Annotated in this window: 19 protein-coding genes; 10 read left to right on the plus strand and 9 right to left on the minus strand. The window is 74.4% G+C overall.

All coding sequences use genetic code 11. The features are described from left to right. Window positions 1-75: 75 nt before the first annotated feature. Window positions 76-939 carry a helix-turn-helix transcriptional regulator gene (locus tag ABT297_RS11850; RefSeq protein ID WP_350547829.1) on the minus strand — a complete coding sequence of 288 codons (864 nt, stop codon included), beginning with the start codon at window positions 937-939 and terminating at the stop codon, window positions 76-78. Between the two features lie 294 nt (window positions 940-1,233). Here ABT297_RS11850 and ABT297_RS11855 point away from each other — a divergent pair, with 294 nt between their 5' ends. Beyond that, complete coding sequence (locus ABT297_RS11855) at window positions 1,234-3,066, plus strand: helix-turn-helix domain-containing protein (RefSeq protein WP_350547831.1); 1,833 nt, start codon at window positions 1,234-1,236, stop codon at window positions 3,064-3,066. A gap of 10 nt (window positions 3,067-3,076) precedes the next feature. On the opposite strand, the gene ABT297_RS11860 is transcribed toward ABT297_RS11855, so the two are convergent. Continuing rightward, window positions 3,077-4,054, minus strand: a complete 978-nt coding sequence (locus ABT297_RS11860; RefSeq protein WP_350547833.1) for an NADPH:quinone reductase — start codon at window positions 4,052-4,054, stop codon at window positions 3,077-3,079. A 179-nt stretch (window positions 4,055-4,233) separates the two neighbouring features. On the opposite strand from ABT297_RS11860, the gene ABT297_RS11865 reads away from it, so the two are divergent. The 4 genes from ABT297_RS11865 to ABT297_RS11880 are packed head-to-tail and all read left to right on the plus strand — an operon-like array spanning window position 4,234 to window position 7,995. Further along, complete coding sequence (locus ABT297_RS11865) at window positions 4,234-5,154, plus strand: NADP-dependent oxidoreductase (protein WP_350547835.1); 921 nt, start codon at window positions 4,234-4,236, stop codon at window positions 5,152-5,154. 12 nt (window positions 5,155-5,166) lie between these two features. Beyond that, the gene (locus ABT297_RS11870) at window positions 5,167-5,817 is read left to right on the plus strand and encodes a hemerythrin domain-containing protein (protein WP_350547837.1); all 651 of its coding nucleotides are present in this window, start codon (window positions 5,167-5,169) and stop codon (window positions 5,815-5,817) included. A gap of 2 nt (window positions 5,818-5,819) precedes the next feature. After that, window positions 5,820-6,560, plus strand: a complete 741-nt coding sequence (locus tag ABT297_RS11875; protein ID WP_350547839.1) for a DUF4440 domain-containing protein — start codon at window positions 5,820-5,822, stop codon at window positions 6,558-6,560. A gap of 10 nt (window positions 6,561-6,570) precedes the next feature. Then, on the plus strand, window positions 6,571-7,995 hold the full coding sequence (locus ABT297_RS11880; protein WP_350547841.1) for an MFS transporter: 1,425 nt from the start codon (window positions 6,571-6,573) through the stop codon (window positions 7,993-7,995). Between the two features lie 51 nt (window positions 7,996-8,046). Here the strand turns inward: ABT297_RS11880 and ABT297_RS11885 are convergent, their stop codons facing one another. The 7 genes from ABT297_RS11885 to ABT297_RS11915 form a co-directional block, all read right to left on the minus strand. Beyond that, a complete protein-coding gene (locus tag ABT297_RS11885) occupies window positions 8,047-8,421 on the minus strand; it encodes an MmcQ/YjbR family DNA-binding protein (RefSeq protein ID WP_350547843.1) in 375 nt (124 codons plus the stop codon). Window positions 8,422-8,518: 97 nt separating this feature from the next. After that, window positions 8,519-9,895, minus strand: a complete 1,377-nt coding sequence (locus ABT297_RS11890; RefSeq protein WP_350547845.1) for an aldehyde dehydrogenase family protein — start codon at window positions 9,893-9,895, stop codon at window positions 8,519-8,521. Further along, window positions 9,895-11,004 (minus strand): phenylacetate--CoA ligase family protein, encoded by a 1,110-nt coding sequence (locus ABT297_RS11895; protein ID WP_350547847.1) that lies wholly within the window; start codon window positions 11,002-11,004, stop codon window positions 9,895-9,897. Before ABT297_RS11895 ends, ABT297_RS11890 begins: the two co-directional genes overlap by 1 nt. Before the next feature lie 15 nt (window positions 11,005-11,019). Further along, a complete protein-coding gene (locus ABT297_RS11900) occupies window positions 11,020-11,811 on the minus strand; it encodes an arylamine N-acetyltransferase family protein (protein WP_350547849.1) in 792 nt (263 codons plus the stop codon). Continuing rightward, the gene (locus ABT297_RS11905; RefSeq protein WP_350547851.1) at window positions 11,811-12,827 is read right to left on the minus strand and encodes a 3-oxoacyl-ACP synthase III family protein; all 1,017 of its coding nucleotides are present in this window, start codon (window positions 12,825-12,827) and stop codon (window positions 11,811-11,813) included. The genes ABT297_RS11900 and ABT297_RS11905 overlap by 1 nt, the downstream gene beginning before the upstream one ends. 63 nt (window positions 12,828-12,890) lie before the next feature. Beyond that, window positions 12,891-13,985, minus strand: a complete 1,095-nt coding sequence (locus tag ABT297_RS11910; protein ID WP_350547853.1) for an IS701 family transposase — start codon at window positions 13,983-13,985, stop codon at window positions 12,891-12,893. 60 nt (window positions 13,986-14,045) lie between these two features. Continuing rightward, the gene (locus ABT297_RS11915) at window positions 14,046-14,168 is read right to left on the minus strand and encodes a hypothetical protein (protein WP_350547855.1); all 123 of its coding nucleotides are present in this window, start codon (window positions 14,166-14,168) and stop codon (window positions 14,046-14,048) included. Window positions 14,169-14,189: 21 nt separating this feature from the next. On the opposite strand from ABT297_RS11915, the gene ABT297_RS11920 reads away from it, so the two are divergent. From ABT297_RS11920 to ABT297_RS11940, 5 genes are read left to right on the plus strand one after another with little or no spacing between them, the layout of a single operon-like run. Then, window positions 14,190-14,804 carry an NAD(P)H-dependent oxidoreductase gene (locus tag ABT297_RS11920; RefSeq protein WP_350547857.1) on the plus strand — a complete coding sequence of 205 codons (615 nt, stop codon included), beginning with the start codon at window positions 14,190-14,192 and terminating at the stop codon, window positions 14,802-14,804. Beyond that, window positions 14,797-15,969: a 3-deoxy-7-phosphoheptulonate synthase gene (locus ABT297_RS11925; RefSeq protein WP_350547860.1), complete on the plus strand. Its 1,173-nt coding sequence runs from the start codon at window positions 14,797-14,799 to the stop codon at window positions 15,967-15,969. Before ABT297_RS11920 ends, ABT297_RS11925 begins: the two co-directional genes overlap by 8 nt. A gap of 10 nt (window positions 15,970-15,979) precedes the next feature. After that, window positions 15,980-16,750, plus strand: coding sequence for a 2,3-dihydro-2,3-dihydroxybenzoate dehydrogenase (locus ABT297_RS11930; protein ID WP_350547861.1), 771 nt, complete (start codon window positions 15,980-15,982; stop codon window positions 16,748-16,750). 8 nt (window positions 16,751-16,758) lie between these two features. Beyond that, window positions 16,759-17,382, plus strand: a complete 624-nt coding sequence (locus tag ABT297_RS11935; RefSeq protein ID WP_350547862.1) for an isochorismatase family protein — start codon at window positions 16,759-16,761, stop codon at window positions 17,380-17,382. Then, entirely contained in the window at window positions 17,382-19,202 is a 1,821-nt protein-coding gene (locus tag ABT297_RS11940) for an anthranilate synthase family protein (protein WP_350547864.1), read from the plus strand. The genes ABT297_RS11935 and ABT297_RS11940 overlap by 1 nt, the downstream gene beginning before the upstream one ends. The last annotated feature ends 28 nt before the right edge of the window (window positions 19,203-19,230 follow it).

The raw sequence follows: 19,230 nt of genomic DNA on the forward strand, positions 1-19,230 counted from the left end.
AACTTCCTATTACTCCTATCGGAGAAATAGGTTGCATCGTGTGCGCCGCCCCGGGACGGGCCCTTCAGGACGGACTCAGGACGTGCGGGCGTCCTCGCGCAGTCCCGGGAACAGCTCGCGGCCCACGACCCGCAGCAGCTCCAGCTGCTTCGCGTTGTGGCTGCCGGGCGAGGCGGTGAACAGCAGCAGGTGCTGGTCCTCGGCCGGGGACAGCAGCTGCTCGCAGTTGAGGTCGATCAGGCCGACGGTCGGGTGGATGACCCGGATGTTGCCCTGCCGGCGCACGCCCACCTCGTGGCGCTCCCAGAGCGTCTCGAACTCCTCGCTCGCCGCCCGCAGCTGCCGCACCAGGTCGAGCGCGGCCGCATCGCCGCTGCGGCGGGCCAGTGCGCCGCGCAGGTCGGCCACGTGCAGGCGGCTGTAGTGGGCCTGGTCCTCGACCGGATACGCGGCCCGCACGGACGGGTCGGTGAACCACCGCCAGACGATGTTGCGGTTCTGCGGCTGGGTGGAGCACACGCCGCCGAACAGCGACTCGGCGAGCGCGTTCTGTGCAAGCAGGTCGCCGATGTCGTTGAGGATCTGGGCCGGTGCGTCGGTCAGCCGGTCGAGCAGGAACAGCAGCCCCGGACGCACGTGGTTGCCGGCCTGCCGGCCGATCGGCGGCCGGTGCCCGGCGAGCAGGTAGAGGTGGTCGCGCTCGTCGTCGTTGAGCCGCAGCGCGCGGGCCAGTGGCGCGAGCAGCTGCGTCGACGGCTGCGGGCTGCGGGCCTGCTCGAGCCGCATGTAGTAGTCGGCCGACATGCCGGCGAGCTGCGCGACCTCCTCGCGGCGCAGGCCGGGCGTGCGGCGCCGGGCGCCGGCGGACAGCCCGACGTCCTGCGGCTGCAGCCGCTCGCGGCAACGGCGGAGGAAGTCGGCGAGTTCACGGCGGTTCATGCTGCCCATGATGGACTGAGCCCTTCCGGTCTAGCCAAGGATCGTTGGTCCTAGTCATCCCGTCGTCTCATCCGCCGTTGCCGCGTCGCTGCTGGCCGGCGGGCCCCGTAACAAGGAGATGTAACACTGAGCGTACTTGAGCGGCTACGGATCTTGGTGTTAGCTCTCCAACAACATGCAGTGACGAATATCCATGCCCTCTGTCGGTGGCCCGCCCCTGTCCGGCAAGCGCGACGACGCGCCGCCGTGGACCGGGCGCGGCCCGTTCGAGCCAGCTGACCGGAGGTGCCAGTGGTGCCACGCATCGCGCCGGTGCGGGACGACGCACACCGCGGGCTCGCCGCCCTCGTGGACGCCGCGCACGATCTTGCCGTCCCCACTGACCTGGAGAGTCTGTTACCGGTGGTCGCGCGGCAGGCGCGGCGGCTGCTCGGCCTGTCGCTCGCGTTCGTCGGTGCGCTCGACGACAAGCAGGCCGCGGTCACCGTCCGCGCCGTCGACGGCCTCGCCTCGGGCCTCGCGCCAGGGTTCCGGATACCGCGCGACGACGGCCTGGCCGCCGCCGCACTCGCTGGCCCGGGCCCGCAGTGGACGGCCGACGCGGCCGGCACGCTCAGGGAGGCCGGGCCGGCAGGCGGGGCACAGGACAGCCACGGCGACCCGCTCGCCGGGCTGGTCCGGGCCGAGGGGCTGCGCGCGGTGATCGCCGTCCGGCTCGGCCACGGCACCGGGCGCTTCGGCAAACGCCCGTTCGGGGTGCTCTACGCCGCCGACCGGCGTGCCCGGCTGTTCACCGCGGACGAGTGCGCGCTGCTCGGCTCGCTCGCCGAGCTGGCCGGGGCCGCGATCGAGAAGGCTCGGCTGCTGGACCGCACCGTCGCCCGGCTGTCGGGGCTGGAGAACACCACCGCCCGTACCGCCGCCGACCTGGGACGCGTCCGCGAGCTCGGCGCTGTGCACCGGGCCCTCGTCGACCTCGCAGTGTCCGGCGACCCACAGGATCTCGTCGACGAGGCGGGCCGGCGGCTGCACGGTGGGGTCCGCCTGTACGACGTGGACGGCCTGGCCCTGGCCACGACCGGCGGGACGGCGTGGCCGGACGAGGACGAGCCGCTCTGCCCGGGGGTGCCCGGACCCGCGGACCGGGAGCCGGTCGCGCTCGGCCCGACGACCTGGCGGGTGCCGGTCGTCGCCGGGGAGCGGCCGCTCGGCACGCTGCTCGTCCGCGCCGTGCGCGTCCTCAGCGGCGTCGAGCGGCAGGTGCTGCCCCTGATCGCGCAGGCCGCCGCCGTCGTGCTGCGCCACCATGCCGGCAGCGCCGCCGAGGAGCACGCCCGCGAGGACCTCCTCGACGACCTGCTCATCACGCCGCCGCGCCCGCGCCGGCGGCTCGACCGGGCCGCCCGCCGGCTCGGCGTCGACCTCGACCGGCCGCACGTCGTGCTCGTCGCCCGGCCCGAGGACAGGGCCCCGGGCACCGCGCGCGATCCGGGGCAGCGGCACCGCCCCGGCCGCCCGGGGATCTGGGCCGCCTCGTACGCGCGGCGCATCGGCGGCCTCAGCGGGACGCCGGACGGGCACCTCGTGCTCGTGCTGCCCGGCACCGACCCCGGCGCGGCGGCCCGCAGCGTCACCGGCCAGCTGTCGGCGCTGCTCGGCACGCCGGTCACCATCGGTGCCGCCGGCCCGGTCTCCGGCGCGGCGGCGCTCGCGGCCGGGCACCGGGAGGCGCTGCGCTGCCTCGACGCGCTCACCGCATTGGACCTCACCGGCCGCGGCGCCTCCGGGCGGGAGCTGGGCTTCCTCGGGGTCCTGATGTCCGGCCGGCAGGGGGTCGACACGTTCGTCGAGGCGGTCCTCGGCCCGGTCCTCGACCACGATCGGCGCCGGTTCACCGATCTCACCCGCACGCTCGACGCCTACTTCGAGGCCGGTGGCAGCCCGACCAACGCCGCGGAGCGGCTGCACGTCCACCCCAACACCGTGGCGCGGCGCCTGGAACGGGTGAAGGAGCTGCTCGGCCCCGACTGGCAGCGGCCGGTGAAGGCACTGGACGTACAACTCGCGCTGCGGCTCTTCCGGTTGCGCGACACGCTTTCCGGCGAGCCGCGCGGCCCGCGCCGGTGACCGGAGGCGCTCAGGACGGTGTGACGACCACGCGGCGGCCGTGCAGCTCGCCCCGCTCGATCATGCGGTGGGCCTCCGCGGTCGCCGACAGCGGCAGGTCCACCGTCGCCCGCGGGCGGAGCCGCCCGGCCGCCAGCAGCCGGTTGATCGTCACCGCGGCCTCGGCCAGCTCGCCCGCGGTGGCGTGCGAGATGACGAACCCGGTGACGGTGCGGTCGTGCATGTAGAGCGCACCGGCCGGCAGCACCGGGCGGCTCGCGGCGCCGGCGAGCAGCACCACCCGTCCGCGGAACGCCAGCAGGTCGACCACGGTCCCGAGGTCGTTGCGCCCGGACGTGTCGAGGTGCAGGTCGATGCCGTCCGGGCAGGCCTTCGCGAGCCGGTCGGCGAGGTCCGGCGCGCGGTAGTCGAGGACCTCGTCGGCGCCGAGCCCGGCGCAGTAGTCGGCGTCGTCCGCGGCGGCGGTCGCGACCACCCGCGCACCGGCCTGCGCCGCCAGCACGACCAGCGCCGACCCGACGTTGCCGGCGGCACCCTCGACGACCACCGTCTCGCCGGCCCGCAACCGCCCGTGGGTGAACAGGCCGAGGTAGGCGGTGCCGGCCGGGTGCACGACGGTCACCGCGTCGGCCGGCGACACCCCGGCCGGCAGGCGGTACAGTCGCTCCACCGGCACGACGGCCTGCTCGGCCGCGGCGCCCTGCCGGCCCGCGTGGCCGAGGCTGTTGCACCAGACCGTGTCGCCGGGCGCGAACCCGGCCGCACCCGGTCCGGCGTGCACCACCGTGCCGACCAGGTCGCGGCTGACGACGAACGGCATCGGCAGCGGGGTGCGGAACAGCCCCGAGCGGACGAACGTGTCGACCGGGTTGACCGTCGTGGCGATCACGTCGACGAGGACGTCGGTCGGTCCTGGGACGGGGGGCGGCAGCTCGCCGTACCGGATGAGCTCCGGCGGCCCGAGCCGCTCGATGTAGGCGGCACGCATACCCGCGGATTCTGCCCCTCGCGGTGCCGCAGTTCAGCGCTCCGGGGCCGTTTCCGTCAAGTTCACCCGCTTACCCAAGGGTTGCCGGTCCTAGGTAAAGCGGTCCGATTCTCAGTGCCCACCGCTGGTGGGACGGTCGTCTTGTCCGGATTTCCTCACACCCATCAGGAGTGACAACCATGCCACGCGCTGTGCGATTCGACCGGTTCGGCAGCACCGAGGTGCTGCAGGTCGTGGAGGTGGAGCGGCCCACGCCCTCGGCGGGCACCGTGCTCGTGCGGGTCCGGGCGACCGGGCTCAACCCGGTCGAGTCCGGCATCCGTGGCGGCTTCCTCGACAAGGTGTACCCCACCTCGTTCCCTGCGGGCCAGGGCCGCGACGTCGCCGGCGTGGTCGAGGAGGCGGGGCCGGGCGTCACCGAGTTCGCCGCCGGCGACGAGGTCATCGGCTGGACCGACGAGCGCGGCGCCCAGGCCGAGCTGGTCCTCGTGCCGGTGGGCAACCTCACCCGCCGCCCGGCGGAGGTCCCGTGGGAGGTCGCCGGGGGCCTCTACACCGCCGGTGCCGCCGCGTATGCCGCGGTGCGTGCCGTCGCGGTCGGCGAGGGCGACACGGTGGTCGTCGCCAACGCCGCCGGCGGGGTCGGCTCGATCGCCGTCCAGCTCGCCAGCCACGCCGGCGCGACGGTCATCGGCCTGGCCGGCGAGGCGCACCACGACTGGCTGCGGCAGCACGGCGTGACGCCGGTCGCCTACGGCGACGGCGTCCTCGACCGGGTGCGGGCCGCGGCCGGCGACAAGATCGACGCGTTCGTCGACGCGTTCGGCGGCGACTACGTCGACCTCGCGCTCCAGCTGGGCGTCCAGCCGGACCGCGTCAACACGCTCATCAACTTCGCGGCCGCCGCGCAGCACGGGGTGAAGGCCCAGGGCAGCAACGACGCCTCCACCCCGGAGGTGCTCGCCGAGCTCGCCGGCCTCGTCGCGGAGGGCCGCCTGGACGTACCGGTGGAGGCGGCGTTCCCGCTGGAGCGGGTGGCCGAGGCGTACGGGCTGCTCGAGCGCCGCCACACCCTCGGCAAGATCGTCCTGGTCGCATAGGGAGGCATCACCATGACCGAACCACTGGACCCGTGGGGCATGGCCTGGGTGCACCAGGTGTACCGCAGGGAACTGCGACTGCTGGCCACGCTCGTCGCCGATACGGCCGAGGGCGACCGCGACCGTGCGGCCGTCGTCGCCGAGCACCTCACCGACATCACCGCTTCCCTGCACGAGCACCACGTCGGCGAGGACGGCCTGCTCTGGCCGCTCCTGCTCGACCGGGCTGGCCCGCAGGCCGACCTCGTGCACCGCATGGAGAAGCAGCACGGCGAACTGCACGAGCTGCTGCGCGAGGTCGCGGAGCTGAACCCGCGCTGGCGGGAGACGGCCTCCGCGGCCGACCGCGATCGGCTCGCCGACGTCGTGCGCCGCGTGTCGGCACTCACCGACGAGCACCTCGTCGACGAGGAGCAGCACGTCCTGCCGCTGATCCGCCAGCACATCACGCCCGACGAGTGGCAGGCCTTCGAGGTGCGCGGCCGCGACTCGATCCCGCAGGAGAAGGCGCTCGTCTTCCTCGGCATCGGCCTCGAGGACGCCACCCCGCACGAGCGGGAGAAGCTCATCGGCGGCCTGCCTCCGGAGGTCCTGCAGTTCTGGGAGGGACCCGGGGGGCAGCAGTACGCGCAGTGGCGCGCCGGGCTGCTCGGCACGGCCTGACGATGGCGGTCCGGCTCAACCACACGTTCGTGCACGCCCGGGACGCCCGGCGGTCCGCCCGTGACCTGGCGGACACGCTCGGGCTGCCCGAGCCGGGCTGGTCCGGGTCGTTCCCCGCGGTGCGGCTCGACGGCGGCGTCCTGCTCGAGTTCGTCCAGGTCGACGAGGTGACCACGCAGCACTACGCCTTCGAGGTCACCACCGCCGAGTTCGACGCGATCCTCGGCCGCGTGCGCGACGCGGGCCGGCCGTTCTGGGCCGGCCCGCTGCACCACGGTCCCGGCGCCGTCAATGCCTGGGGTGGCGGGCGCGGCTTCTACTTCGACAGCGTCGACGGCCACGCCTTCGAGGTGCTGACCCGCCCCGGCGGCGGCGCCGACAGCCCGCAGCAGCTCGTCGAGCTCGTCGAGCGCGCGTACAACGCCGGTGACGCGGAGGCCGCGTCGCGGCTGTTCGAGTCCGGCGCGGTGCTCGTGACGCGGCCCGGCGAGCCGGTCACCGGCGCGCGGCTGCGCCAGTCGATCGCCGGCTTCCTCGGCCAGGTCCGGCACATGGAGATCCGGATCCGGCACGTCTACGAGGCCGACGGGATCGCGCTGCTCGTCACCGACCACACCACCGAGCTCACCGGAGCGGACGGCGACCCGGTCCGGGTCGGCGGCACCGCCACCGACGTTGCCCGCCGCGGCCCGGACGGCCGGTGGCGATACCTGCTCGACAACCCTTCCGGCACCGACCGCTGAAAGGTCCACGATGGACACCGTCACGCCGCGACGGGCCGGCCTCGTGCTCGCCCTGCTCGGCCTCGCCCAGCTCATCACCTCGATCGACTACAACATCGTCTACGTCGCGCTGCCGGCTATCGGCGCCGACCTCGGCTTCTCCGCGCAGAACCTCCAGTGGGTGGTGAGCGCCTACGCGGTCGCGTTCGGCGGCTTCCTGCTGCTCGGCGGTCGCGCCGCCGACCTCGTGGGCCGGCGCCGTGTCTTCGTCGCCGGGCTCGCGCTCTACGCCGTGTCCTCGCTCGTCGGTGGCCTCGCCGGTCACCCCGGACTGCTCATCGCCGCCCGCGCCGCGCAGGGCCTCGGCGGCGCGCTGCTGTTCCCCGCGACGCTGTCGCTCGTGGTCACCTCGTTCGAGGAGGGCCGCGAGCGCAACCGGGCGTTCTCGGTGTGGGCCGCGGCCGGCGCCGGCGGCATGGTCCTCGGCTCGCTGCTCGGCGGCGTGCTCACCCAGGCGTTCGGGTGGGAGGCGGTGTTCTTCGTCAACGTCCCGCTCGCCGGGGTCGCGATCGTGCTGGCGTACGCGCTGCTGCCCGCCGACGGTCCGCGCGTCGCCGGCCGCGGGTTCGACCTGCCGGGCGCCGTCACCGCCACCGTCGGGGTGACCCTGGTGGTCTTCACGCTGGTCCAGGGCCCGGTCCTCGGCTGGACGTCGCCGCTGCTGCTGGCCTGCGCCGCCGGCGGCATCGTGCTGCTGGCCGCGTTCGTCGCGATCGAGGCGCGCACCGGTTCGCCGCTGATGCCGCTGCGGCTGTTCCGCAACCGCAACCTCAGCACCGGCGTGAGCGTGACGCTGCTGTTCATGGCGACGTTCGGGACGTTGCTGTACTTCCTGACCGTCCACTTCCAGCGGGTGCTGGGCTACAGCGCGCTGCAGACCGGGCTGGCCTACGTGGTGCCGATGGGCGCCGGCGCGGTGGGCTCGATGCTGGGCGGGCGGCTCGCGACCCGGTTCGGCAACCGGGCGACGCTGGTCACCAGCCTCGCGGTCGGCGTCGTGTCGACCGTCGCGCTCGGCTTCGGCATCGGCGCCGGTGGGTCATACCTCGCGCTGCTGCCGGCGATGGTGGTGCTCAACGTCGCGCAGGGCGTCATCTTCACCACGATGTTCGCCGCGGCCACGACCGGCACCGCCCTGTTCGACCAGGGCATCGCCTCCGGCATCGTCTCGACCGGGCAGCAGGTCGGCTCGGCCGTCGGGCTGGCGGCGCTGGTCGCCGTCGCCAACGCCGGCACGGCCGGGCTGACCGGCACGGAGCTGCACGACGCGACCGTCTCCGGTCTGCGCACCGCGGTGCTGGTGGCGGCGGCCGGCATGGTCGTGACCATCCTGGTGGCGCTGAACTTCCGCCGTGAGCCCGCGCGGGCGGAGGACCCGGCGCTTGTCTCGACCTGACGCGCCTGCCGGGTGCGGACGTCCCCGTGACGTCCGCACCCGTGGTGCGGTTCAGGCGGGCTTGTCGTGGAGGTCGGCGGCCATCGACTCCGGGGCGCGCATGCGCCACGCGTCGGTGACGAGCTCCGCCAGGCGGTCGATGTCCACCTCGGCCAGCCGGAGCATCACCAGCGGCATCCCGTCGTAGGCGGGCGTGGTGAAGAACCGCTCCGGCTCGCCGAGCAGCAGCGCCTGCTTCTCGGCCTCGTCCCCGACGTACAGCACCGCGATGTCGGTGCGGATGACGCGCGGCCGGCCCGGCGAGCGCTCGGGATAGGACCAGACGAATCCCTTGTCGGCGACCCGGAAGTCGAAGCCGTCACTGTCGATCTCGACGACGTGCGGCAGCGAGAGTGCCAGCCGGCGCACGTCCTCGGCGTCAGTCATCGGGGTCGCTCCCGCGGATCACTCGTCGCATACCCACAGGCTAATCGCCGCGGGCCGGACGGGTGCCGTCAGGGCGTGGCGGCCCTGACGGCACCCGTCATCGGGCGGAGCGGATGACCGTTTTCGTCCGCATGAGGAACTCGCCCAGGTAGGCGTCGTGCGGGACGCCCGGCCGCAGCCAGTAGGTCGGGTGGTCGCCGACGTAGACGTTGCTGATCGTCGGCTCGTCGAGCAGGTCGCCGACGAGCGCCTCGTCGCCGGTGAAGACGGTCAGCACCAGCGTGTCGCGCAACGGGGCCAGGCCGTCGGCCGGGGACCACGGCGCGACCCAGACGCACGGGAACGGCAGCTCCACCCGCGTCTGCGGGGCGTCCGCCCGGTCGACCTGGTGCACCGCCGGGCGCAGCGCGGCGCTGCCGTCGCCGAGCTCCTCGACGATGCCGTCCCCGCCGAGCCAGGCCGTGGTACCGCGGGCCTGACCGAGCAGGAACGACTCCAGCGCGCGGGCGCCGTCGACCGGCTGGACCGGCAGGACCGCCTTGTCGCTGTCCGGCGGCAGGGCCGGCAGCGCCGCGAGCCGCTCCGCGATCGCCCGCGCCAGCGGCGCCGGGTCGCCGTCGACCAGGACCGCGGTGGCGTTGATGCACGCCACGCCACCCTGGTGGCTGATCGAGTCGACGATGGTGTCGAGGTGCGCCCGCCAGTCGACCCCGGCGGTCAGCAGGATCTTCGATCGGCCCGGGCCCTGCGGCAGGATCCGGGAGCCGGTCGCGTACTTGCGTACGACGTCGTCGCCGCCGTAGACGAGCCCGAGGTCGGCGCCGTGCAGCATCTCGTCGGCGGCGTCGTGGTCGGTCGGCAGCAGCACGACCTGGTCGTCGCCGAACCCGGCCGCCCGCAGCGCGGTGATGAGCCGATGCGGGGTGAGCGGCTCGCGGCGCGACGGGCGGACCGCCACCCGGTAGCCGAGGGCGAGCGCCTCCAGCCACAGCGAGTGCGGGCCGGGGTGGTTCCCGGCGGCGTGCACGGCGAACACGTCGCCGCGGCGGGTCCATACCGCGTTGCCCCGCAGCGTCTGCGGTGCGCGCCAGTCGGCGACCGCGCCCTCGGGGCGGGCCAGCCCGATCGTCTCGCCGGCGAGCGTGGCGGCCTCGGCGATGGCGGCGGTCGCGGCGCGTACGACCGGCAGCGGCACGCCGGAGACGCGGCTGACCGTCCGCTCGTAGTCCGCGAAGGACAGCCCGGCGATCTCGTCGCCGGTGAACCGCTCCGCCGCCTCGGCGAGCGCCGCGATCCGCCGCTCGTAGGGCAGCGGCCGGGCGGCCCGCAGCGCGGCCAGCGACCGGCTCACGAACAGCCGCGGCACCAGGCTCAGCGCCACGGCGGGCGCGCCGGCGACGTCCGGCACGGTCAGCCGCTTGCGCGCCCGGTAGCCGCCGTTGGGGCCGAGCGCGTCGATCTCGACCAGCGCCATCAGTACACCCCCTCGATGACCGTCTCGTCGTCGAAGCGCGCCACCGGGGCCACGTCCGCCACCGAGTCGCCGGCCTGCCCGGCGGGCGGGGCGATCCGCGTCGCGTAGTCGCGCTCCAGGTTGTTGGGCAGGAACAGGCTCTTACTCACGTGGTTCATGACGACCTGGCCGCGCTCGCCGTAGGGCACCGTCGCGCCGGTCTCCGGATCGACGACGCGAAACGTCATGTGCGGCGAGAACGGGTCGTAGACGCACGGGTCGTCGTCGGTCAGGCCGGGCCGCTCGCTGGCGTTGCCGAGGATCATCGTGCTGCCGAAGCCGCTGTAGAGCAGCACGTCGGGGAAGACCTCGGTGCGGTAGAGGTGCCGGGTGTCCGGGTCCATCTGGGTGCCGACCCAGTTGATGGCGCGGACCTTGTCGTTGACGAGCTTCACGAGGTCGTCGCGGCGGGCGAGCCGCTCCAGCACCGGCGGCGTGATCATCAGCACCCCGACGTCCTGGCTCTGCAGCACATAGGCGATCTGCTCGACGAGGTGCTCGCCGTAGTCGGCCGCCTCGCCGGTCTTGCCGGCGGCGATGAGCCGCTTGACCCAGCGTGGGTCGAGGTCGACCGAGAACGCGAGCCCGCCCCGGAACGCGGCCTGCCGCGCGATGATCGGGCCGACCATGTGCGGGCCGGACGGCACGACCGAGAGCCAGTTGACACCCTGCGGGACGCCGTGGCGGTCGAGCTCGGCGCTGCTCCAGGCCAGCAGCCGGTCCAGCCAGTCGCGCAGCAGCACGACCCGTTTCGGCGCGCCCGTGGTACCGCCGCTCTCGTAGATGCCGACGACGTCCGGTCGCGGCCCGTACCCGCGTGGAATCAGGTCCTCGACGCGGACCGTCCGCAGCTCGTTGGCCAGGTTGGGGAAGCGGTCCAGGTCGGCGAACGTCGTGATGTCGGCCAGCGGGTCGAAGCCGAGGCCCGCGGCCCGCTCCAGCCAGAACGGCGATCCCGTCTGTGGGGAGAAGTGCCAGCGCAGCGCCGCTCGCAGGTATTCGTCGGGGTCCGGCGCGGTGTCGGCGGGGTCGAACGGCAGGTCGAGGATCGGGTCGTCAGCACGTGCCACTGCGAACTCCTGAGGTCAGTCGAGCTTGATGCCGGTGGTGCCGCTGGCCGGGATGAGCGGGTCGCGGGGGAGCCGGTCGAGGTCGAAACCGAAATGCTTGCGGTACGCGGCGAGGACCGCCGCGTCGTCGGTGAGGTCGGTGCGCACCCGCTCGCCGCCGGCGTCGATCGTCAGCCGCCGGCCCTTCAGCGTCACCCGTCCCTCCGCCGTGGGCAGTGAGCAGAACACGTCCTGCAGGAACGGCGAGTCCGGGCAGGTGCGCCACCACCACAGCGTCGGCCGGAAGTCGTCGAGGGCGGCTGGGCGGTCGTCGAGGCGGTACAGCGGCTTGTCGTCGAGCGTCACCTCGCCGTCCCGGACGTGGTACGTGCCGTGCGGGTCCGGCTGGGCCGCCGCCGTCGAGAACCGCAGCGGCAGGCGGCTGTTGCGGCCGAACCCGGTGTCCACGAGCCACGGCTCACCGTCGACGGTGACGCGCAGCGCGAGGTGGCAGTACGGCGGGCCGAGGCCGGCCGGGCGGTACACCCGGCCGGGCAGGATCTCGACCTCGTAGCCCAGGGCCGTCAGCAGCAGCCCGAACGCCGGGTTGGTCTCGTAGCAGCCGCCGCCGCGCCGGTCACGGACGATCTTGTCGACGACCGCGCCGCCGAGGTGGATCTCCTCGTCGAGGTGGTAGCCGAGGTTCTCGAACGGCACCGTGAGCACGTGCCGCTCCTGGAGGTGGCGCAGGCCGGCGAGGTCCGGCACGGCGGGGCGGCGGGCGCCGATGCGGTGCAGGTACTCCTCGACGGTCTGTTCGTCGAGCATCAGGTGGTCCTTTCCGTGCGGGGCCAGCGCAGCAGCGCGAACCCGGCCGACATGCCGCCGCCGAAGCCGGCCAGCAGCACGAGGTCGCCTTCGCGCAGGCGCTCGCGGGTGTGGTCGAGCGTCACCGGCAGCGATGCGGCGCCGGTGTTGCCGAACTCGGCGCCGGTCGCGGCGGTACGGTCGGCCGGCACGCCGACCGCCGCCGCGAGATCGGCGACGAGGTTGGGATTGGCCTGGTGCGGCACGAACGACGCCAGCCGGTCCGGTGCGACGCCGGCGTCGGCGAGGAACGCGCGGATCGCGGGCGCCACCGTGTCGAGCACGAAGTCGCGTACCGCGCGACCCTCCATCGCGAAGTGGTGCAGCCCGGCGTCGATCGACCCGACCGAGGCCGGGATGCGGCTGCCTCCGGCCGGCACGCGGATGAGCTGGTGCGCCTCGGCGAACGTGGCGAGCCGGCTCGCCAGCACCGTGGGCCGGTCGCCGGGGCCGAGCACCACCGCGCCGGCGCCGTCGCCGAACAGCACCGCGGTCCGCCGGTCGGCCGGGTCGAGGATGCGGGAGTACACGTCGGCGCCGATGACGAGGGCGTGGCCGCCGGCCGCCCGCAGCAGGCGCTCCGCCGTGCCGAGGGCGAACACGAACCCGCTGCAGACGGCGTTGAGGTCGAACGCGGCGGTGCCCGGCCCGACGCCGAGCTCGTCGGCGACGAGCGACGCGGTGGGCGGCTGCGGCGAGTCGGGCGTCGAGGTGGCCACGAGGACCAGCGACAGCTGCGCCGCGCGGATCCCGGCGTCCTCGAGCGCGGCTCGCCCGGCGGCCACGGCGAGGTCGGAGGTGGCCTCGTCCGGCTTGGCCCAGCGCCGCGCCCGGATGCCCGTCCGGGCGACGATCCACTCGGCGGTGACCCCTGCCGGGCCCGCGACGGTAGCGTTGTCGACGACGTGGGCTGGCAGGCACGATCCGGTGCCCAGCACGGCCACGGGCGGACCGGCGGTGTCGTGCAACGTGAGCACGGTGCATCCCTTTCGGTCGGGTTTGGAAGCGGCGCGTGGTCCGGGGCCGGACCGGCGCGGCGATCAGCCGGCGCGGCGGAGGTCCTCGGGTGCGGCGCCGTGCAGGGCGACGAGCGCGTGCGCGGCGGAGGCGAGCGTGATGTGCCGGTGCCAGCCGGCGAACGACCGGCCGGTGAAGTCGCGCAGGCCCACCCGGTCGCCGATCGCGGTGAGGTCCGCGCCGACCCGCGCCGGAAGGCGCCCGAGCCGCACCAGGTCGGCGAGGCCGTGCCCGGTGCACGTGGTCAGCCACACCTCGCCCGGCCACCCCGGGCCGGGGCCGCCGACCCCGAGCAGCACCAGGTCGTCGGGGCGGCCCGGCCCGGGCAGCCGGACGGTGCGGGTCGCGGCCAGCGCGGCACCGGCGCCGAACACCGGCCGGCGGGTGTGCCGGACCATCTCGAGCAGCTGCGCCGCGGGCAGCGGGCCGCCCGTGTGGCCGGGGACCGGCGCGTCCGGGCACAGCGGCGTCGCGCCGTCGATCCGGGCCAGCACCGGTGCGCCGGCCGCCCGCAGCCGGCGGATCACGGCCGGCGCGTCGAGGTCCCGCGCGTCCAGCACGATCGGCAGCTCCCGGTCGGTGACCAGCTCCAGGTATGTGTCGACCAGGCACTCGTCGACGGGCTGCGGCACCGCCGCGGCCGGGATCGCGGCCCGCCGGCGCCGGTCGGCGTCACCCAGCCAGGTCGCCGACAGGTGCAGGCGCCAGTGCACCGGGCTGCTCCAGCCCGGTGCGGCCGCCCACAGGCCCATCGCGTGCTGGGCGCTGAGGAACGACCCGCGGGTGCGGCAGTACCGGCGGCCGACGCCGACCGTGTGCTCACCCGCCTTCGGGATGATCATCGAGTGGACGACCCAGGCGAGCGGCGGCGCGGACCGTAGCAGGTGCTCGCGCAGCGCCCGGCGGACCGGCATCCAGTCCCAGGTCGAGTCGCTGACGAAGTGGTGCAGCCGCTGCTCGTTCGCCGCCCCGGCGATGTTGCGGATCGACTTGCGCCCCGGCGTGCGCAGCAGGCCGTGGACGTACTCGACGCCGCGCCGCCGCTGGTCCTTGCGGGCAAGCCCGGCGAACAGCTCCCCGCACAGTTCGGCGACAACCCGGTCGGCGTCGTCAGGCATCGTTCCCCCTCAACATCCGCGGTGTGCGAGAACACCGTGCCGGGGCGGGCGCGGCCCTGCCTAGGTGGCCGGACCACCGTGCTGCGCGGCGTGGCGGTGGTCCGGGCCGCACGTGACGTACTCCAGCGCCGGCCGTTGCCGCCGCCGCCGGGCCATGCCGACGATGGCGGCCGACAACGGCACTTCGCGAGGAGTACCAGGGCAATGACCAATGTTTCCGTCATCTTCTATTCCTCGACCGGCAACGTGTTCCGGCTCGCCGAGGCCGCAGCCGACGCGGCGGCCAAGGCCGGCGCCGACGTCCGGCTGCGCCGGATCCCCGAGCTGGTGGCCGAGCCCGCCGTCACCGACCGGGACGCGTGGCTGCGGCACACCGAGGCCACCCGGGACGTCCCCGAGGCCACGCTCGACGATCTCGCCTGGGCCGACGCCGTGCTGATCGGCACTCCGGTGCGGTTCGGCCTGCCCGCGCCGCAGCTCATGCACTTCCTCGACACGACCGCGCCGCTGTCGATCGGCGGCCGGCTCGCCGGGAAGGCCGTCGGCGCGTTCACCTCCGGCTCGGCACCGCACGGCGGCCAGGTGAGCACGATCCTGGCCCTGCACAACACGTTCTGCCACTGGGGTTCCGTGATCGTGCCGACCGGCTCCACCGACCCGGTGCTGTTCCGGCCGACCAACGGCAACCCGTACGGCGCGAGCAACGTCTCCCGCAACCAGCCCGGAAACGTCACCGACGACAACCTCGCCGCGGTGGAGTTCCAGGCGCGGCGCACCATCGCGGTCGCGGCGGCCCTCGTGGCGGGCACCGATGGATGACGTCCTCGCCGAGCTGCGGGCCCGCCCCGCCCGGCAGCAGCCGGACTGGGATGATCCCGCCGGGCTCGCCGCCGCGCGCGAGACGCTGACGCGGCAGCCGGCGCTCGTCCGGACGGCCGACGTCCTCGATCTGCGCGCCCGGCTCGCCCGGGTGGCGGCCGGCGAGGCGTACGTCGTGCAGGCCGGCGACTGCGCCGAGGACCCCGGTGAGTGCACGTACGGCGACGTCACCCGCAAGGCCGGCCTCGTCGACATGCTCGCCGGCGCCCTGCAGCTCGACACCGGCCGGCCCGTCCTGCGCGTCGGGCGGCTCGCCGGCCAGCTCGCCAAGCCGCGCAGCCGCGACACCGAGGTCGTCGGCGGCCAGGAGCTGCCGGTGTACCGCGGGCACCTGGTCAACGGCCCCGAGCCGGACCCGGAACGCCGCCGGCCCGACCCGGCGCGGCTCGTCGCCGGCTACCACACCGCCCGCGACGTGCTCGCGCACCTCGGCTGGCAGGCCCGCCCGGGCACGCCGTGGCTCACGCCGCCGACGTGGGCCAGCCACGAGGCGCTCCTGCTGGACTACGAGCTGCCTCAGCTGCGCCGCACCGCGACCGGCCGGCTGCTGCTCGCCTCCACGCACTGGCCGTGGATCGGCGAGCGGACCCGGCAGCTCGACGGCGCCCACGTCGCGCTGCTGGCCGCGGTCGTCAACCCGGTCGCCTGCAAGGTCGGCCCCGGCACCCGCGCCGAAGACCTGGTCGCGCTGTGCCAGCGCCTCGACCCGCACCGCGAGCCCGGCCGGCTGACGCTCATCGCGCGGCTCGGCGCCGCCGCCGTCGACGAGCGCCTGCCGGTGCTCGCCGCGGCCGTCCACGCCGCCGGACACCCGGTCGTGTGGCTCGTCGACCCGATGCACGGCAACACGGTCACCACCCCGCACGGGCTGAAGACCCGGTTCCTGGAGACCGTCGTCCGCGAGGTGCGGTCGTTCCAGTGCGCGGTCCGCGAGGCGGGCGGCGTCGCGGGCGGCCTGCATCTGGAGACCACACCCGACGACGTGACCGAGTGCGTCGCGGACGCCTCGTGCGCCGATCGCGTGGGCGACAAGTACACCACCCTCTGTGATCCGCGGCTCAACCCATCGCAGGCCATGTCCGTCATCGCGGCATGGAGCGGCTGAGGAGGTTCCTGTGCACGACAAGATCGCCCTGGTGACCGGGGCCGCCGGCGGCATCGGCGCCGCCGTGGTCAAGGCGCTCGCCGGTCAAGGCGCGCTCGTCGCCGCCGTCGACCGCGACGCCGAGCGACTCGCCGCCGCGGTGGCCGGACTCACCGCCGAGGGCCTGCGGGTGCTCGCGATCCCGGCCGACGTGACCCGCCGTGACGAGGTCGAGGCCGCAGTCGACCTGGTCGAGCGGCGCGACGGCCCCATCGACTACCTCGTCAACGCCGCCGGAGTGCTCCGCCTCGCGGACGCGGCCCGGCTCACCGACGACGACTGGTCGGCGACGTTCGCCGTCAACACCACCGGCGTGTTCGTCGTCTCGCGCGCGGTGGTCAACCGCATGGTCCCGCGCGGGCGCGGCGCGATCGTCACCGTGGCCTCCAACGCCGCCGAGACGCCGCGGCAGGGGATGGCCGCCTACGCCGCGTCCAAGGCCGCCGCCACGATGTTCACCAAGTGCCTCGGCCTCGAGGTCGCCGGCCACGGCATCCGGTGCAACCTCGTCGCGCCCGGCTCCACCGACACCCCGATGCTGCACGGCATGTGGCCGGACGAGAGCGCGCGCCGCGCCACCATCGACGGCCGCCTCGACGCCTACCGCGTGGGCATCCCGCTGCGGAAGCTGGCCAGCCCGGACGACGTGGCCGACGCCGTGGTCTTCCTGCTGTCCGACCGGGCCGGACACATCACGATGCACGCCCTGACCGTCGACGGCGGCGCCGCGCTCGGCGTCTAGGAGAGAGCATGTCACTGGCCCCGATCCAGCCCTACCCGCTGCCCACGGCGGCGGACCTGCCCGCGAACACCGCGACCTGGAAGCCCGATCCGCACCGTGCCGTCCTGCTGATCCACGACATGCAACGGTACTTCCTGAGGCCCTTCGCCGACGCGTTCCGCCGTGAGCTCGTCGGCAACGTGGCCCGCCTGCGGCGCTCGTCCGGCCTGCCGGTGGCGTACACGGCGCAGCCCGGCGGCATGACCCCGCAGGACCGCGGACTGCTCGCCGACTTCTGGGGACCCGGCATGCGCCTGACGCCCGCCGACCGGGAGATCGAGTCGCAGGTGGCGCCGCAGCCGGGCGACTGGGTGTTCACGAAGTGGCGGTACAGCGCGTTCTTCCGCTCCGACCTGCTGGAACGGATGCGGGCCGCCGGCCGCGACCAGCTCGTCGTGTGCGGCGTCTACGCACATGTCGGGATCCTCGCCACGCTCGTCGAGGCGTTCACCAACGACATCCAGCCGTTCCTCGTCGCCGACGCGGTCGGCGACTTCTCCGCCGAGGACCACCGCCTCGCCGTCGACTACGCGGCCCGCCGCTGCGCGGTCGTCACCACCACCGCACGACTGCTGGTCGGGGCCGGTGTGTGATGGAGCCGTTCGCGCTGCTGCACCGCCCGTCCTCTGTGGACGGCGTCGAGGTCCTCACCGGCTCAGTGTCCACAGTGGTCGATCTCGCGTCGATACCGCCGGCGCCGGTCCTCGTGGTCGTGCCGTTCCGGCAGGTCGCTGAGCGCGGCTACGAGTGCGTCGACGACGGCGCGCCCCTGCTCGCCCTGCGGATCGCCGCCCGGTCGCTGCTGCCGGTGTCCCTGGCCGGCGCGCTGCTGCCAGACCTGCCGGTGCCCCTGTCGGACGGGCGCTTCGACGGCGGCCGCTACGACGACACCGTGCGCCGTGTCGTCGCCGATGAGATCGGTACGGGTGAGGGGGCCAACTTCGTCATCCGCCGCTCGTTCGTCGCCGACGTCGAGGACTACGAGCTGGCCCACGCGCTGTCGTGCTTCCGCCGGCTGCTGCTCGGCGAGTCCGGCGCGTACTGGACGTTCCTCATCCACACCGGCGACCGCACGTTTGTCGGCGCCACCCCGGAACGCCACATCAGCGTTCAGGACGGCGAGGCGGTGATGAACCCGATCAGCGGCACGTTCCGGTACGGCCCGTCCGGCCCCACCCTGCCCGGCCTGCTCGACTTCCTCGCCGACCGCAAGGAGACCGACGAGCTGGCCATGGTCCTCGACGAGGAGCTGAAGATGATGGCCCGCGTCTGCCCGCAGGGCGGCCGGGTCGACGGCCCGTACCTGCGGCAGATGACCCGGCTCGCCCACACCGAGTACTTCATCCGCGGCCGCACCTCGCTGGACCCGCGTGAGATCCTGCGCGAGACGCTGTTCGCGCCGACCGTCGTCGGCAGTCCGCTGGAGAACGCGTGCCGGGTCATCGCGCGGCACGAACGGCAGGGCCGTGGCTACTACAGCGGCGTCGCCGCGCTGATCGACCGGGACGAGCTGGACTCGGCCATCCTCATCCGGACCGCCGAGATCGACCGGGACGGGCGGCTGAGCATCGGCGTCGGCGCCACGCTCGTGCGGCACTCGGACCCGGCGGCCGAGGTCGCCGAGACCGAGGCGAAGGCGTCGGCCCTGCTGGCCGCGCTGCGCGGGTCCGCTGCTCCGGCCGCTGCCGGGGATGCGGCTGCCGGGGCCGCTGCCGTTGGGGGCGTGCCTGACTTCTCGGAGCACCGCCAGGTCCGGGCAGCTCTCGCCCGGCGCAACGTCGGCCTGGCGGGGTTCTGGCTCACGGGGGCCGCCGAGCGTTCGGCACCGTCCGTGCCCGGTCGCCGGGTGCTGGTGGTGGACGCCGAGGACACCTTCACCCGGATGCTCGCCCTGCAACTGGGCTCGCTGGGCCTCGAGGTGACGGTGCGGCGATACGACGAGCCGCACACGCTCGACGACCACGACCTGGTTGTCCTCGGCCCGGGCCCGGGCGACCCGGGCGACGTGGCCCACCCGAAGATCGCCCACCTGCGATCCACAGTGGACACGCTGCTCGCCGGGCGGCGGCCGTTGCTGGCGGTATGCCTGAGCCATCAGGTGTTGAGTGCCCGGCTGGGCCTGCGCGTCGCCCGCCGCCCGGCGCCCAACCAGGGCCTCCAGCGCCGCATCGACCTCTTCGGCCGCCCCGAGCTGGTCGGTTTTTACAACACCTTCGCGGCGTACAGCGATGACGACAAGCTGGAGCTGCCGGGCGGCGGCGTGGCGGAGATCAGCCGTGACGCCGACACGGGCGAGGTCCACGCACTGCGCTCACCGTGGTTCGCGTCGATGCAGTTCCACCCCGAGTCGGTGCTGACCCACAACGGCGTCCCCATCCTGGCGGACCTGCTGACCCCACTCCTTCGCGCCTGAGGCTTGTCATACGTGGGGCCCGCTGCGG

Origin of the sequence: Dactylosporangium sp. NPDC000555 (genome assembly GCF_040300025.1) — a bacterium.
Lineage (GTDB): Bacteria > Actinomycetota > Actinomycetes > Mycobacteriales > Micromonosporaceae > Dactylosporangium.

Excerpts from the sequence above, each read along its gene's own strand:
- ABT297_RS11850 (WP_350547829.1), bottom strand. The coding sequence starts at position 939 with ATGAACCGCCGTGAACTCGCCGACTTCCTCCGCCGTTGCCGCGAGCGG.
- ABT297_RS11860 (WP_350547833.1), bottom strand. The coding sequence starts at position 4,054 with ATGCGTGCCGCCTACATCGAGCGGCTCGGGCCGCCGGAGCTCATCCGG.
- ABT297_RS11865 (WP_350547835.1), top strand. The coding sequence starts at position 4,234 with ATGCCACGCGCTGTGCGATTCGACCGGTTCGGCAGCACCGAGGTGCTG.
- ABT297_RS11870 (WP_350547837.1), top strand. The coding sequence starts at position 5,167 with ATGACCGAACCACTGGACCCGTGGGGCATGGCCTGGGTGCACCAGGTG.
- ABT297_RS11875 (WP_350547839.1), top strand. The coding sequence starts at position 5,820 with ATGGCGGTCCGGCTCAACCACACGTTCGTGCACGCCCGGGACGCCCGG.
- ABT297_RS11880 (WP_350547841.1), top strand. The coding sequence starts at position 6,571 with ATGGACACCGTCACGCCGCGACGGGCCGGCCTCGTGCTCGCCCTGCTC.
- ABT297_RS11885 (WP_350547843.1), bottom strand. The coding sequence starts at position 8,421 with ATGACTGACGCCGAGGACGTGCGCCGGCTGGCACTCTCGCTGCCGCAC.
- ABT297_RS11890 (WP_350547845.1), bottom strand. The coding sequence starts at position 9,895 with ATGGCGCTGGTCGAGATCGACGCGCTCGGCCCCAACGGCGGCTACCGG.
- ABT297_RS11900 (WP_350547849.1), bottom strand. The coding sequence starts at position 11,811 with ATGCTCGACGAACAGACCGTCGAGGAGTACCTGCACCGCATCGGCGCC.
- ABT297_RS11910 (WP_350547853.1), bottom strand. The coding sequence starts at position 13,985 with ATGCCTGACGACGCCGACCGGGTTGTCGCCGAACTGTGCGGGGAGCTG.
- ABT297_RS11920 (WP_350547857.1), top strand. The coding sequence starts at position 14,190 with ATGACCAATGTTTCCGTCATCTTCTATTCCTCGACCGGCAACGTGTTC.
- ABT297_RS11925 (WP_350547860.1), top strand. The coding sequence starts at position 14,797 with ATGGATGACGTCCTCGCCGAGCTGCGGGCCCGCCCCGCCCGGCAGCAG.
- ABT297_RS11935 (WP_350547862.1), top strand. The coding sequence starts at position 16,759 with ATGTCACTGGCCCCGATCCAGCCCTACCCGCTGCCCACGGCGGCGGAC.
- ABT297_RS11940 (WP_350547864.1), top strand. The coding sequence starts at position 17,382 with ATGGAGCCGTTCGCGCTGCTGCACCGCCCGTCCTCTGTGGACGGCGTC.